General features: G+C 39.2%; 12 protein-coding genes. 11 read left to right on the forward strand and 1 reads right to left on the reverse strand.

The window, feature by feature from the left end:
- Positions 1 to 17 precede the first annotated feature (17 nt).
- The 7 genes from I6F49_RS05825 (at position 18) to pdxJ (ending at position 6,551) form a co-directional block, all read left to right on the forward strand.
- Positions 18 to 467: a SoxR reducing system RseC family protein gene (locus I6F49_RS05825; protein ID WP_197179161.1), complete on the forward strand. Its 450-nt coding sequence runs from the start codon at positions 18 to 20 to the stop codon at positions 465 to 467.
- A gap of 275 nt (positions 468 to 742) precedes the next feature.
- Positions 743 to 2,530 carry a translation elongation factor 4 gene (gene lepA, locus I6F49_RS05830; protein WP_008134818.1) on the forward strand — a complete coding sequence of 596 codons (1,788 nt, stop codon included), beginning with the start codon at positions 743 to 745 and terminating at the stop codon, positions 2,528 to 2,530.
- Between the two features lie 16 nt (positions 2,531 to 2,546).
- A complete protein-coding gene (gene lepB, locus I6F49_RS05835; RefSeq protein ID WP_024589998.1) occupies positions 2,547 to 3,482 on the forward strand; it encodes a signal peptidase I in 936 nt (311 codons plus the stop codon).
- 2 nt (positions 3,483 to 3,484) lie between these two features.
- Complete coding sequence (gene rnc / locus I6F49_RS05840; RefSeq protein ID WP_166420196.1) at positions 3,485 to 4,162, forward strand: ribonuclease III; 678 nt, start codon at positions 3,485 to 3,487, stop codon at positions 4,160 to 4,162.
- On the forward strand, positions 4,152 to 5,084 hold the full coding sequence (era, locus tag I6F49_RS05845) for a GTPase Era (RefSeq protein ID WP_007581730.1): 933 nt from the start codon (positions 4,152 to 4,154) through the stop codon (positions 5,082 to 5,084). The genes rnc and era overlap by 11 nt, the downstream gene beginning before the upstream one ends.
- A gap of 20 nt (positions 5,085 to 5,104) precedes the next feature.
- Positions 5,105 to 5,797, forward strand: coding sequence for a DNA repair protein RecO (recO, locus tag I6F49_RS05850; RefSeq protein ID WP_010553211.1), 693 nt, complete (start codon positions 5,105 to 5,107; stop codon positions 5,795 to 5,797).
- Between the two features lie 22 nt (positions 5,798 to 5,819).
- On the forward strand, positions 5,820 to 6,551 hold the full coding sequence (pdxJ, locus tag I6F49_RS05855; RefSeq protein ID WP_197179163.1) for a pyridoxine 5'-phosphate synthase: 732 nt from the start codon (positions 5,820 to 5,822) through the stop codon (positions 6,549 to 6,551).
- Between the two features lie 81 nt (positions 6,552 to 6,632).
- Here pdxJ and barA read toward each other — a convergent pair whose 3' ends face one another.
- The gene (barA, locus tag I6F49_RS05860; protein WP_197179165.1) at positions 6,633 to 9,407 is read right to left on the reverse strand and encodes a two-component sensor histidine kinase BarA; all 2,775 of its coding nucleotides are present in this window, start codon (positions 9,405 to 9,407) and stop codon (positions 6,633 to 6,635) included.
- A gap of 109 nt (positions 9,408 to 9,516) precedes the next feature.
- On the opposite strand from barA, the gene rlmD reads away from it, so the two are divergent.
- From rlmD to I6F49_RS05880, 4 genes are all read left to right on the forward strand, one after another.
- Positions 9,517 to 10,842 (forward strand): 23S rRNA (uracil(1939)-C(5))-methyltransferase RlmD, encoded by a 1,326-nt coding sequence (gene rlmD, locus I6F49_RS05865; RefSeq protein WP_197179173.1) that lies wholly within the window; start codon positions 9,517 to 9,519, stop codon positions 10,840 to 10,842.
- A gap of 8 nt (positions 10,843 to 10,850) precedes the next feature.
- Positions 10,851 to 13,007 (forward strand): GTP diphosphokinase, encoded by a 2,157-nt coding sequence (relA, locus tag I6F49_RS05870; protein ID WP_197179175.1) that lies wholly within the window; start codon positions 10,851 to 10,853, stop codon positions 13,005 to 13,007.
- 2 nt (positions 13,008 to 13,009) lie between these two features.
- Positions 13,010 to 13,807: a nucleoside triphosphate pyrophosphohydrolase gene (gene mazG, locus I6F49_RS05875; RefSeq protein ID WP_197179177.1), complete on the forward strand. Its 798-nt coding sequence runs from the start codon at positions 13,010 to 13,012 to the stop codon at positions 13,805 to 13,807.
- Between the two features lie 162 nt (positions 13,808 to 13,969).
- A complete protein-coding gene (locus I6F49_RS05880) occupies positions 13,970 to 15,604 on the forward strand; it encodes a CTP synthase (RefSeq protein ID WP_010553216.1) in 1,635 nt (544 codons plus the stop codon).
- Positions 15,605 to 15,762: the final 158 nt, after the last annotated feature.

Below are 15,762 nucleotides of genomic sequence, written 5' to 3' on the forward strand. Positions count from 1 at the left end.
GATTCGTAAGGATTGTTATGATTGAACAAACCCTCACTATTGTGGCCCTTGATGGCCACATTGCTCATTTAGAAGCAGAGCAAAAACAAGCTTGTGAAGGCTGTAACGGTCGTTGCGGTTCACAAGTGTTTGGTAAGCTATTTGGCACTGCAAAAAAAACCTTCCCCTATAAATTTGAATCCGCGGTCGAAGTGGGTCAAAAAGTTACCTTATCACTTGATGATAGTCATGTAGTTAGGCATGCTTTTGCTGTTTACATGTTACCGCTCCTTTTAAGCTTGGTTTTTGCATTTATTGCGGCGCAATTATTTATGGCTCCCGAAGGTTGGCAGATTTTAGCAGCAGCTTTAGGTGGTGTTACTGGCTTTTTTATAGCTAAAACTCGTGTGAAATCGCTAAAGCACGATATAAAAGTTATAAAAATTCATCCAATTAGTATCCCTTTAACTCAAATAGATGGTGATTGACGCCAATTAAATGTAAAATTGCCGTTTTATACCAAAGTAACTTGGAAATACAGGGAACCGTGGTTTTTTAAATTATTTTATCTGACTGAATTATTTAAGTTAAGTAAACATAACTTGTTGTTATTCAATAAATAAAATGGTTATAACCCATCTTAAAAAGCATTCGTGATGTTTGTTATATACAAATTTAGCTTATGGCATCCTATAGCAAGTATTTTCAAGTCACTTAGGTATTCATATTTAGTCCATTAAAATAGAAGTATAGAATCCAGTTTATGAAGCATATCCGTAATTTTTCGATCATCGCCCATATTGACCATGGTAAATCGACCCTTTCAGATCGTTTGATCCAAGTTTGTGGCGGTTTAACCGACCGTGAAATGCAAAAACAAGTTTTGGATTCAATGGATATTGAGCGCGAACGTGGTATTACCATTAAAGCGCAAAGTGTAACGTTGAATTATAAAGCGAACGATGGCGAAACTTACCAACTTAATTTCATTGATACTCCAGGACACGTTGATTTTACGTATGAAGTATCACGTTCTTTAGCTGCATGTGAAGGTGCACTACTTGTTGTTGATGCAGGTCAAGGCGTTGAAGCGCAAACATTAGCTAACTGTTACACCGCTATTGAAATGGAATTAGAAGTAATTCCAGTACTTAATAAAATCGACTTACCGCAAGCGGATCCCTTACGTGTTGCAGAAGAAATTGAAGAAATTATTGGTATTGATGCTCTTGATGCAGTGCAATGTAGCGCTAAAACAGGTGTAGGTATTGCCGAAGTACTTGAAATGATTGTTAGAGATGTTCCGCCACCAGTTGGCGACAAAGACGCACCTTTACAAGCGCTTATTATTGATTCTTGGTTTGACCCGTACCAAGGCGTTGTATCACTAGTGCGTATTAAGCACGGTGAACTACGCACGGGCGACAAAATAAAAATAATGTCGAACGAGCATATACATACAGCTGACCAAGTAGGTGTGTTTACACCTAAGCAAACTAACACCGGTATTTTAAGAACAGGTGAAGTAGGGTTTGTTATTGCCGGTATTAAAGAGATACATGGTGCGCCAGTGGGCGATACTATTACTCATCAAAAAAATGCGGCTCCACTTCGCTTACCAGGCTTTCAAAAAATAAAACCTCAGGTTTATGCAGGTATGTTCCCAATTGCATCTGATGAGTATGAATCATTTCGTGATGCACTTAACAAATTAAGCTTAAACGATGCGTCGTTATTCTTTGAACCAGAGAATTCAACTGCACTAGGTTTTGGTTTCCGCTGTGGCTTTTTAGGTATGCTGCACATGGAAATCATTCAAGAGCGTTTAGAGCGTGAATACGATATTGATTTAATTACAACGGCACCTACGGTAATCTATGAGATAGTTACTAAAGAAGGTACATTCCAGATTGATAACCCGTCTGATTTACCTGCAGTAAACGATATTGTAGAAATTCGTGAGCCGATTGTTGAAGCTAATATTCTGGTACCACAAGAATACCTAGGTAACGTTATTACCTTGTGTATTGAAAAACGTGGTAGCCAAACAAAAATGACTTATCACGGAAAGCAAGTAGCTGTTACGTACGAGCTACCTATGGCTGAAGTGGTAATGGACTTTTTTGATAAATTAAAATCAACAAGTCGTGGTTTTGCGTCGCTTGATTATAACTTTAAACACTTTCAAACATCAGATATGGTACGTGTTGATATTTTAATTAATAGTGAGCGTGTTGATGCACTTGCGATTATTGTTCACCGAGATGGTGCGCAGTCTCGTGGTCGTCAGTTAGCTGATGCATTAAAAGAGCTTATTCCACGTCAAATGTTTGATATCGCTATTCAAGCAGCTATCGGACAACATGTTATTGCTCGTACTACGGTAAAACAGTTACGTAAAAACGTAATTGCTAAGTGTTACGGTGGCGATGTGAGCCGTAAGAAAAAGCTACTTAAAAAGCAAAAAGATGGTAAAAAACGTATGAAGCAAGTAGGTAATGTTGAAGTACCTCAAGAAGCGTTTTTAGCTATTTTAAAAGTTGGTAAATAAAAACAAAGGATTATAAATGGCTGGTTATTTTTCAGTTTTATTGGTGCTGTTAACTTTAGGCTCAGGCTTAATATGGTTAATAGATCACTTAATGTATGCTCCTAAAAGGCAGGAGCGTTTAGCGATAGCGCAAACGTCTGCTGGGGCTCCGTTAGATGAAGAAACTGCGGCATTAATTGCACCAGAACCAGTACTAACAGAAACCGCAAAATCAATTTTTCCGATGATTGCAGCAATTACTATTTTTAGATCATTTATTTTTGAACCGTTTCAGATTCCATCTGGTTCAATGATGCCTACACTACTAGTAGGTGACTTTATTTTAGTACAAAAGTATTCATATGGAATAAAAGACCCAGTTTGGCGCACTCAGTTAGTTGATGTCGGTGAGCCTGAACGTGGTGATATTGTTGTTTTTAAATACCCTTTAGATGAAAGTGTTGACTATATTAAACGTACGATTGGTTTACCTGGCGATAAAATTGTTTATCGTGATAAACGTTTGTATATTCAGCCAAACTGTAAAGAAGGCGAAACCCAACAGGGTGAGCTTTTATGTAATGAATTCAATAAAATTGATTTTAAACTAATTAATGATAACGAATTTAAACAAGGCCCAATGCCTCTAGCTCGTGTGAATGAAAATTTGACAACAGTTACGCATGATATATTAATCAACCCACAAGCGCCTGAAAGAAAAGGGCGTTACTACCAGCAACCGGGCACGCCTTCTGATGAATGGACTGTTCCTGCTGATCATTATTTTATGATGGGTGATAACCGCGACAACAGCCAAGATGGTCGCTTTTGGGGCTTTGTACCAAAAGAAAACTTGGTGGGTAAAGCTGTCTTTATATGGATGAGTTTTGAATTTGAGAATGGCCCTGATGATATTTTACCAGGATGGGTTCCAACTGGTGTTCGCTTTGAGCGCCTAGGTAATATTCAGTAACGATGAAAAAAAATGTAACAGAATTATATAAAAAAATTGGCTATGAATTCGCTGATCAAGGTTTACTTGAGCAAGCAATGACGCACCGCAGCCACAAAGGTCAACATAATGAGCGACTAGAATTTTTAGGCGACTCTATTTTAAGCTTTGTGATTGCCAATGCACTTTATGCCAAATTTCCTAAAGCGCGTGAAGGCGATTTAAGCCGCATGCGTTCAACGCTTGTGCGTGGTCAAACACTTGCCGAGTTTGGTCTTGAATTTGGTCTAGGCGACTATTTACGCTTAGGGCCGGGCGAGCTTAAAAGTGGCGGATTCCGTCGCGAGTCAACGCTTGCTGATGCAGTAGAAGCTATTATAGGTGCTGCATTTTTAGATTCAGGTATCGACAGCTGTGGCAATCTGATATTGGCGTGGTACCAATCACGTTTGGATGCTATTTCACCAGGGCTTAACCAGAAAGATCCTAAAACCCTGCTGCAAGAGTATTTGCAAGCCCGTAAATTATCTTTACCGGGCTACACTGTGGTTGATACACAAGGCCAAGCACACAATCAAACATTCACGGTTGAATGTATTGTTGATGGAATGGATAGCATAATTTCTGTTGGTAGCTCGCGCCGTAAGGCCGAACAAAAAGCTGCTGAAAAAGCATTGAAGATAATTAAAAATGAACCTTGATACCTTAATACAGCCTCATGAACGTGATGTAGATACATTTTGTGGAATGGTTGCCATTGTTGGTCGACCTAATGTAGGTAAATCGACTTTGCTTAATGAAATCATTGAGCAAAAAGTGAGTATTACCTCACGTAAACCACAAACTACACGCCATCGTATTATGGGTATTCATACTGTTGATAAACACCAAGCGGTATACATAGATACACCGGGTCTACACGTTGAAGAAAAGCGTGCTATTAACCGTCTAATGAACCGAGCAGCGTCTAGTTCTATTGGCGATGTAGAGCTTATTATTTTTGTCGTTGAAGGCACTCATTGGAATGCCGATGACGATATGGTACTTAATAAAGTATCGCAAAGTGGTAAACCTGTATTATTAGTTATTAATAAAATTGACCAAGTTAAAGACCGTGACCTTGTGCTACCTCATATGAAGTGGTTAAGTGACAAGTTTGATTTTGTTGGAATTATGCCAGTATCGGCAACGCAAGGTAAAAACGTTGATTTAATTAAAGCGGAAGTAACCAAACGCTTACCTCCTTGCGAGTTTTATTTTCCAGAAGATTACGTAACTGACCGTTCAATGCGCTTTATGGCGGCAGAAGTTATCCGTGAAAAGCTAATGCGTTTTATGGGTGAAGAATTACCGTATTCAGTGACTGTTGAAATTGAGCAATTTAAGTGGCAAGACAACGGTATTTGGCATATCAATGGGTTGATTCTTGTTGAGCGCGAAACGCAAAAACGCATGGTTATTGGTAATAAAGGCGAAAAGCTAAAAACCATTGGCCGTGAAGCCCGTAAAGACATTGAAGAAATGCTTGATAACAAAGTATTTTTAGAACTTTGGGTTAAAGTGAAGTCAGGTTGGGCTGATGATGAACGTGCACTAAGAAGCTTAGGTTACAGTGAAGACTAAACCAAGCAGTAGCTTAGTGAATGGATAGCGACTTCTACACCGCATATTTATTACATCGGCGTCCTTATAGTGACTCTCAAGTAATGTTAGATATGCTTGTAGAAGGCGTGGGCCAGCTAAGAATGCTGGCCCGAATTAGTGGTCGCCAGGCCACTAAACATAAAGCACAACTTCAGCCGTTTCAGGCACTCCTTGTTAATTACAGCGGCAAGTACGATCTAAAATATATCAATAAGTTTGAACTGCATGGTAACTCGCACTTTTTAAAAGGCGATGAGCTTTATTGTGGTTTTTATTTAAATGAGCTTACCAATCGCATAGTGCCTGTTAACGAGCCCATTGAACAAGTATTTGAGCTATATAAATCTCATTTAGGAAACCTAAACAGCGGGGCTAATTTACAAGAAGTACTTCGCTCATACGAGTTTCAATTATTGGAATTACTCGGTTATGGCGTGGATTTTAGTTTTGACGCCAGCGGTGAGCCAATAGATGAAAAGCAAACGTATAGTTATTTCCCCGAACTTGGTTTTTTAGTACAGGAAGATACGCGTTCTGGATTTAGCGGCAAACAACTTAATGCCATAGCTAATCATGACTTTAGCCAAAGCGATGTGCTATATATGGCAAAGCAATTAAGCCGCTATTTATTAAAACCCTTATTAGGTAGTAAACCATTAAAAAGCCGTGAGCTATTTATGGCCTCTCAATAAACGTAATTTTACAGGTAAGAAAATGAAAGATATTCTTTTGGGTGTAAACGTAGATCATATTGCAACACTTCGCCAAGCGCGTGGAACAAATTACCCAGATCCAGCCCATGCAGCCAGTGTAGCAGAGCATGCAGGGGCAGACGGTATTACGATTCACTTACGTGAAGACAGACGCCATATTCAAGATCGCGACGTTTATGTGATGGCTAAAACCATTCAAACGCGTATGAATCTTGAAACAGCTGTTACCGACGAAATGATAAAAATAGCGCTTGAAGTAAAACCTGAGTATGTGTGCCTAGTGCCTGAAAAACGTGAAGAGTTAACCACCGAGGGCGGCTTAGACGTAGCGGGCAATATAGATAAAATTAAAGCCGCAACAAAAACGCTTACCGACGCGGGTATTAAAGTATCGCTATTTATTGATGCAGATAAAGCACAATTAGATGCAGCCAAAGAGTGTGGCGCCCCTTATGTAGAAATACACACTGGTGCGTACGCTGATGCAACAAATGACACTGATTTACACAAAGAATTAGAGCATATTCGTGACGGTGTTCAATACGCAGCAAGCTTAGGTTTGATTGTTAACGCTGGCCATGGTCTTCATTACCATAACGTTAAACCCATTGCCGCGATGCCTGAGATTTATGAGCTAAATATTGGCCACGCTATTATTGCTCGTGCAGCGATTGATGGACTCGATAAAGCCGTACGCGACATGAAACGATTAATGATTGAAGCAAGAATGTAATACTGCCAATATAAGTATTTAAACAGCTCAATTAAAAAAACGCGGTAAATACCGCGTTTTTATGTATCTAAAATTCAAAGCTTATCTTTGTAGCTCAGTTACGCTTGCATCAGCAAGTAAGTTTTCAAGCTCGTCTTGCAACTCGAATAATTCAGGTTCAATATTCTCTAGCAAACATTTATTTTTAAGCGATGTTTCAATTGTTTCTGCAAGTGATTTTAGTTTTGGTACACCGGTGTAGCAACATGCACCATGAAACTTATGGACAATACTTAACACTTGTTGGCAATCGTTACTCTCTATCGCTTTAGCAAGCAATGTAAGGGTTTCAGGGACGCTTAAAAGTAACATATTAAGCATCTCTAGCGCTAACTCGCTCTTTCCGCCAGCACGCTGCAGGGCTTGTGCCCAGTCAATGCGACTACTTTGAAATGGTGCTGGGCTTTGTGGTGTATCTGTTTTCGCTTTATCACGATTAACTGGGGTTTGTGGACTATGGTCGCTAATGATTTGTTTAAGCATATCCTCATCAATAGGCTTAGTTAAATAGCCTTTAAAACCATCTTTGAGTAGTTGCTCTTTTTCGCTTTGAAGGGCATGGGCCGTTACTGCAATAATTGGCGTATCTTCATTTAATGATGACTCGCGAATAAGTTTACACGCTGTAATACCATCCATAATTGGCATCTGAATATCCATAAAAATTATGTCGTATTTATGACTTTTACTTAAGCTGTATGCTTGTGACCCATTATGTGCCGTTTCTATTACTTCAATCTGTTCACTTAATAAAGTATGGAGAAGTTTTAAGTTGGCGTCATTATCATCAACAACTAATACTTTTAACGGCAGCAAAGCTTGATCGTTTTGCTCAATATTATGAGTAGGGTGGTCAAGCCTGTAAGGTGCGGCAAGTACTTCACATAACTTACGATGATTAAGCGGTTTACTTAAACACGCATCAGCACCGCTGCCTATAAACGCTTCTCGCATATTGTGCGATACAGTATTAAGCATTAAATATAAGTAATCAGTAGATTCACGCACGGCTTTTACATAGCTTTTTAATTGCTGCATATCATCAACTGATGCCATATGGCCAATTAAGCAAATATCATATTTATATTCACTATTTTTTATAGCATCTAAAAAGGTGGTCTCGTTAAAACATGCTGTTACGCTTGATTCCCATTGGGTCAATAACGAAAGTACAGCATGGTGTGTATGCTCATGCGGCTCTAAATATAAAATACGCTTACCAATGAGCGATTTAGTTGGCAAGTCGTTAGTAAATACATGATTTGGTAAACTAAACACACTGTTAAACGTAAAACAGGTACCGTTACCTGGCGCAGAGTTTAATGTTATGCGACCACTCATCGCTTCAACAATGTGCTTGGTAATAATAAGGCCAAGACCTGTTCCACCAAACTTACGTGTAATACTTGAATCCGCTTGCCCAAATGGAGTGAATAAAGAGTCTTGCTTATCCATTGGTATACCCACACCAGTATCGGTTACTGCCACAAGTAAAGAGGTACGTTCGTTGTCAAGCAACCTGTGACTTATATCGACCTTAATGGAGCCTTTTTCGGTAAATTTAATCGCATTACTTAATAGGTTTATCAGCACTTGTTTAAAGCGAGTAGGATCGCCTGTTAAGTCATCTGGTACTTGTTGGTTAATGTAAATGGATAGCTCTAATTGCTTATCGTGTGCGCTAGGAGCGAGTAGTGTCATCACTTCATTTACAGCATCACGAAGTTGAAACTGAATCGACTCAAGTTCCATTGCACCCGCTTCTAGTTTGGAGAAGTCTAGAATATCGCTAATAATAGTCATTAAACTATTTGCTGATAGCATAATAGTATCGAGATAATCTTTTTGATGTTTATTCAGCGGTGTTTTATAAAGCTGGCGTGTAAATCCAATAACACCATTTAACGGAGTACGAAGTTCGTGGCTCATTTTAGCTAAAAAGTCTGATTTTACGCGGTTAGCATCTTGAGCTTCTTTTTTTGCAAACGAGAGCTCTATATTTGAAGTTTCGTATTGCTCTAGTGTTTCGCGGTAGTCGCTAGTTGCTTGATCAATATTTTTTTGCATTTCATCTTTTTGCATCACCATAGTGTGAGCAATGGTATTTAAGCCTTCTCGCAATAGCTCAAATTCACCTATCATGTTGTCGTTAAGACCAGTACTTCTTTTACCTTCGACTAACTTGTCGGTTGCAAGTACTAACTTATTAAGCGGCGTCATAAACATTCGGCTTAACCTTAAAGCTAAAATTGCTGCAAACACTAATGATAAAATAATGACAATACCGCTAATTAATAAAGCACGTTGTTGCCCTATAACCGCTTGGTCTTTGTTTAGCTGTATAATAACGGTGCCCAGAGATGACTGAAAAGCCGATGGATCCCATTTAGAGTCGTGACTTGTATGATTAATAATGGGAGTGAAAAACGTAATAAGCTCATCAGTTTTTTGCACATGAGTTGTTTTTAAATTTATGAGCGTTTTTTGATTAATTAACTTTTCAAATGAGCGGTGATAATTGCTGGTCATTAATAGCGCATTATTTTTATCAAAAATAGCAATCGACTTAATTGTAGGGGAGTGCTTGTTATGTGTGTAGCTTATAAGGCGATTCAATAGTTGTTTGTTTTTTTCGAGCATGGGTTGCTCAAGTGCAATAGCAAGGGGCTCGGAAATAGTAGTGCCTTGCTGATATAAAATTTCATCAAGCTCAATGTAACGATTTATTGTAAAATAGCCACCAAGTAGTAATCCTATGATCACCGTTGGGATCAGGGTCAGTGTTAAAACAGAATCGCGTAAGCCTAATTTGGTCATGATGGGAGCGTTTTATCGTTATTAGTATGGTCTGAGTATATACGGTTCAACACGCATTCTAAAGCATCTAAATATAGGTGCTTCATAAATAAATTGAAGGTAATGCCTAATGGCGCAAATTTTTAAAGCGAAAAAAAAACCGCTTAAGCAACAAACATTAGAATTAAATATAACGGGAATGGATCATCAAGGGCGTGGCATTGCTAAGCATAATAATAAAGTATGTTTTGTTAGTGGCGCATTACCAAATGAAACAGTTAAAGCAATGCTTGTCGATGATAAAGCTAAATACAGCAGTGCAAAAGTAATTAAAGTTATTAAAGCGAGTGAATCAAGAGTTGACGCTTTTTGCGAGCACTACAATCAGTGTGGTGGTTGCCAACTACAGCATTTAGAAGTTAGCCAGCAAGTTGTAGAAAAACAAACTGCAGTTACTCAGCTATTTAGTAAGTTTGCTAAATTAAATAGCTTAAACTGGCAAGCTCCATTATTAAGTAAGTCTGTGCATTACAGGCGCAGCGCCCGAATTGCCGTTATGTTTGATAAAGCAGCAAAAAAAATGCGTGTGGGTTACAGAGCCAGTGGTTCAAAAAATATTGTCAGTATTAATAAATGTGCAGTACTTGATGAAGTATTTGCAGATGTTTTTACACTTTTTGATGATTTAATTAATCAACACAAAGCGCTGCACAGTATAAGCCATTTACAGTTATGCCAAAGTGATGAGAAAAACTTTGTTGTTATTCGCCACACTAAAGCGATCAACGATGAATTTAAAGCAATAGTGGAACAAGCCTCACAAAGTCAGCAATATCAAATTGTATGGCAAAGCGAGAGCGATGTAATTGAGCATTCACACTTAGCCATGCCGTTTTATTATCTTAAAGAATTTGATCTAAAATTTGAATTTGGTTTAGGTAATTTTATTCAGGTAAATGCGCAAGTTAACGAAGCTATGTTAAAGCAAGCAGCAAATTGGCTTGATTTAAAAGGTGATGAAAATTTATTGGATTTATTTTGTGGCATTGGTAATTTCTCATTAGTGCTGGCAAAACAAGCAAAATCTGTAATTGGCGTAGAAGGTGTAACTTCAGCGGTTGCAATGGCTGCTCAAAATGCGCAAACTAACTCTATTACCAATGCGCAGTTTCATTGCTTTGATTTAACGCAAAGCATACAGAGCGCCCCATGGTTTAGTAAAAACTTAGATGTGCTTGTACTCGATCCTTCTAGGACGGGTGCAATGGCTGTATTAGAGCAATTACCTTTAAAGCAGTTTAAAACTATTTTATATGTCTCTTGTGACCCTGTTACTTTAGCCCGTGACAGCGCAATTATTTCACAAGCTGGCTTTGATCTTAATAAAATTGGGCTAATGAATATGTTCCCTCATACAGGGCATATTGAAACTATGGCGTTATTTCAACGGAGGTAGAACGCATTATGGTAGCTACACGACAATCACATCAACAAGATGAGACAACAGATTTTAGCACTCGGCTTTCATTTCTTGCCTTGTCTGAAGAAAAAACAGAGCTACTTACTAAAGCGCAAGCGCTCTGCGTAAAATGTGATAATGAAAGCAGGCAAACTACTGCAATCGAAATGGTTGAAATTTTAGCTGAGCTAAACCTCGACCCCGAATCGTTAGCTACTGCGTATTTAACCCCGTATTTTTTAAACGATTTAATATCACTTGAAACCATAGAAGAGCAGCTTGGTAGTAACATAGCCATGCTGTTAACTGGGGTTGCACAAATGGCCACTATTAGTACTTTATCGCATCAAGGTAAAGGTACTATGCAAGTTGATAATATTCGAAAAATGTTATTAACCATGGTCGAAGACGTGCGCGCTGTGGTCATTAAGCTTGCCGAGCAGGTATGTCATTTACGTAATGTAAAAAATGCGGATGAAGAAGACCGCGTCATTGCCGCTAAAGAAACGGCTGATATTTTTGCACCACTGGCAAACAGATTAGGAATAGGGCAGTTAAAGTGGGAACTAGAAGATTTATCGTTTAGATATTTGCACCCAGGTACCTATAAAAGCATAGCCAAACAACTTGACGACAAACGCCTTACGCGCGAAGCCTATATGGAAGATATGGTTGAGCAAGTAAAAAACCGTTTAAGTGAAGCGGGCATAGAGGCCCAAGTTTATGGCCGCCCTAAGCACATTTACAGCATTTATAAAAAAATGCAGCAAAAAAACTACGAGTTTGATCAGCTTTTTGATATTCGGGCAATGCGTATTGTTGTGGAGCGCCTGCAAGACTGCTACGGCGCGCTGGGTATTGTGCACACTAATTGGCGTCATCTTAATAAAGAGTTTGACGACTATGTAGCAACCCCAAAACAAAACGGCTATCAGTCAATTCATACCGTGGTATTTGGCCCTGAGGGAAAAACAGTAGAAATACAAATTCGTACCAGCGACATGCATCAAGATGCTGAGTTGGGTGTGGCTGCACACTGGATGTACAAAGAAGGCGCATTACCAGGGCGCGGCTCGGGTTATGAGCAAAAAATTAGCTGGCTACGTAAGTTACTTCAATGGCAAGAAGAAGTAGTCGATGGTGGTGACCTAGCAGAAGAGCTTAAAAACCAAGTAGTAGAAGACCGCGTATACATATTTACCCCAAGCGGCGATATTATTGATTTACCACTTGGTGCTACGCCGCTTGATTTTGCTTACTACATTCACTCAAATGTAGGGCATCGCTGTATTGGTGCAAAAATATTCGGCAAAATAGTGCCGTTTACGCATCAACTTACAACGGGGGATCAGGTAGAAATACTGACCCAAAAACAACCAAATCCAAGTCGAGATTGGTTAAATCCGTCATTAGGATACATTAAGTCATCGCGCGCTAGAGCTAAAATCCATCACTGGTTTAAACAGCTCGATCGCGACAAAAACTTAAGTGCGGGTAAAGAAATTCTCGACAGCGAACTACAAAAGCTCAATTTAACATACAAAGATTTAGAGCCTGCCATCAAGCGTTTTAACTTTAAAGAACTTGATGACTTAATGGTTGCCATTGGTGCGGGCGATGTACGCCTCAATCAAATGCTTAACTTTGTAAGTGATCGGACTGAAGATGAGCCGATTATTCGTATTAAAGCACCTAGCAAAGTAACCGGTGACAAAAACGGCATTGTGGTTGATGGCGTTGGTAGCTTAATGAGCCATGTAGCCAAATGCTGTCGCCCAGTACCTGGCGATGAAATAATAGGTTATATAACGCAAGGCCGAGGGATAGGTGTTCATAAGGAAGACTGTGATTCGTTTAATAACTTAAAAAATCAGCATCCAGAGCGTGTTATTTCAGTAAGTTGGTCTGATGATATTAATGGTTCGTACGCACTAAGTATTAAAATAGAAGCAACCGATCGTTCAGGGCTAATACGCGATATAAGCTCAGTACTTGCTAACGAAAAAGTAAATGTTTTAAACATGAACGTAAATACGGTTGAAGATAATCAGTTAGCTATATTTACGATGCAAATAGAAGTACATGACTTATCGGGTACTAACCGTGTTCTTTCTAAGTTACACCAAATTGAAGGTGTACACGATGCCAAGCGTGGTCATTAATCATGAATGATAATGCAGCGCTTACACAACTTCTTAGCATAATGAAAACACTGCGAGATCCCAAGGGCGGTTGCCCGTGGGATCTCAAACAAGATTTTAAATCTATTGTTCCGCATACACTTGAAGAAGCATACGAAGTTGCCGACTGTATTGAGTCAGGCAACTTAGGTGAGCTTAAAGGCGAATTGGGTGATTTGTTATTTCAAATTATTTTTTATGCGCAACTTGCACAAGAGCAAAATCTATTTGATTTTAATGATGTGGTAGAGCAATTAAATAACAAGCTTACCCGTCGTCATCCGCATGTGTTTGGCGATAAAAAAGAGCTAACAGACGAGCAGCTATCGCAGCAGTGGCAAGCAATCAAGGCACAAGAGCGCAGTGCAAGAACGCAAACAGAATCACCTTCTTTTTGGCAAGATATTCCTGCAAATATGCCAAGTTTAAGTAAAGCTAAAAAAATTCAACAACGCGTTGCCGCACTTGGTTTTGATTGGCCAACGTATCATGGTGCACTTGATAAAGTGAGCGAAGAAGTGCTTGAAGTAAAAGAAGCGATTGAGCAAGACCCGTTATCTGATCATACAGCGGAAGAGCTCGGCGACTTACTTTTTGCCACTGTTAATGTTGTACGCCATGTTAAACGAGACCCTGAGCAATTACTGAGAAGCGCAAATGATAAGTTTTCAGCGCGTTTTGAAAAGGTACACGCTTATTTGCACGCGCAAGGCAAAAGCTTAGATACAGCCACCTTTGAAGAAATGGACAGCGCATGGGATGCGATTAAAAAAGTAAAATAGGTTTAATGTTAAATAGTGCACATTTTTTGTGCGTGCATTAGCTAATTTTAGCTGGATTGATAAGCAGTGTTTTGGTACAATTTCGCCCCGTCTTGATGATATACCCTTAGGCTCTTCTTTGGGTGTTATATTCCTTTTAATTCCTGATATTCTAGGGTTCGCATGAGTACAAAATTTATCTTCGTTACTGGCGGAGTTGTTTCTTCGTTGGGTAAAGGTATTGCCGCAGCTTCACTGGCCGCTATTTTAGAAGCCCGTGGTTTAAATGTTACCATTTTAAAGCTGGATCCTTACATCAACGTTGACCCAGGCACAATGAGCCCAATTCAACACGGTGAAGTTTACGTTACAGAAGACGGCGCAGAAACTGACCTTGATTTAGGTCACTACGAGCGTTTTATTCGTACCAAAATGACTAGTCGTAATAACTTCACACAAGGCCGTGTATATGAAGACGTATTACGTCGTGAGCGCCGTGGTGAATACCTAGGCGCTACTATTCAGGTTATTCCACATATCACTAACGATATTAAGCAACGTGTATACGACGGTGCTGAAGGTTATGATATTGCTATTGTAGAAATTGGCGGCACTGTAGGTGATATAGAATCACAACCGTTTATTGAAGCAATTCGTCAGATGGGAACTGAAATTGGCCGCGAACGCGCGCTATTTATTCACTTAACGTTAGTGCCATTTTTAGGCCCTGCAGGTGAAGTTAAAACAAAACCAACTCAGCACTCTGTTAAAGAGTTACGCTCAGTAGGTATTCAGCCAGATATTCTTATTTGTCGTTCAGACCGTAAACTACCTAATAATGAGCGTGCAAAAATCTCATTATTCACAAACGTAGAAGAAAAAGCGGTTATTTCATTACCTGATGTAGACAGCATTTATAAAATTCCAGCGCTATTAAAAACGCAAGAATTAGATAACTTCGTATGTCGTCGTTTTCACTTAGATCCACCAGAAGCTGATTTAGCTGAGTGGGAACAAGTACTTTATCAAGAGTCTAACCCAACGGGTGAAGTGACAATTGGTATGGTTGGTAAATACACTGAATTACCAGATGCGTACAAATCGGTTAACGAAGCATTAAAGCATGCGGGCCTTAAAAACCGTTTAACAATTAATATTCAATACGTAGATTCACAAGATTTAGAGAACAAAGGTGTTGAATTACTTTCACACTTAGATGCTATTTTAGTACCAGGTGGATTTGGCGGACGTGGTGTTGAGGGTAAAATTTTAGCGGCTAAATACGCACGTGAAAACAAAGTACCATACCTAGGTATTTGTTTAGGTATGCAAGTAGCATTAATTGAATATGCACGTAATGTTGCAGGTTTAACGGATGCAAACTCTACAGAGTTTAATGCAAATTCAGAAGCGCCAGTAGTTGGCTTAATTACTGAATGGCTAGATGCTGAAGGTAATGTTGAAACACGTAGCGAGAAATCTGATTTAGGTGGCACTATGCGTTTAGGCGCACAAAAATGTCATTTAACGCCAGGTTCTAAAGTACGCGAAGTATATGGCAGCGACGAAATAGTTGAACGTCATCGTCATCGCTACGAAGTAAATAATAACTTTGTAGAAATACTTGAAAAAGCAGGCTTAAGCTTTACTGGTTTATCAGAAGATAAAAAACTGGTAGAAATTATCGAAAATAAAGATCACCCATGGTTTATTGCCGCGCAGTTCCACCCGGAATTCACGTCAACTCCACGTGATGGTCATCCGTTGTTTGAAGGGTTTGTAGCAGCCGCGCATATCCACCAAAAAGCAAATTCGTAATTTTAAAAAGCCGTGCATATTGCACGGCTTTTTTGTTTTAAGGGCTGACCGATACCAATTTTATTAAAAACATGAGCATTGTATCGCATTAAATAACTCACTCACTGGGTTAAAAATTACTCATATAGAACAACTATATGTCATAATTTCTGCCTTGT

The sequence above is a fragment of the Pseudoalteromonas sp. SWN166 genome, from assembly GCF_015864485.1.
Lineage (GTDB): Bacteria > Pseudomonadota > Gammaproteobacteria > Enterobacterales > Alteromonadaceae > Pseudoalteromonas.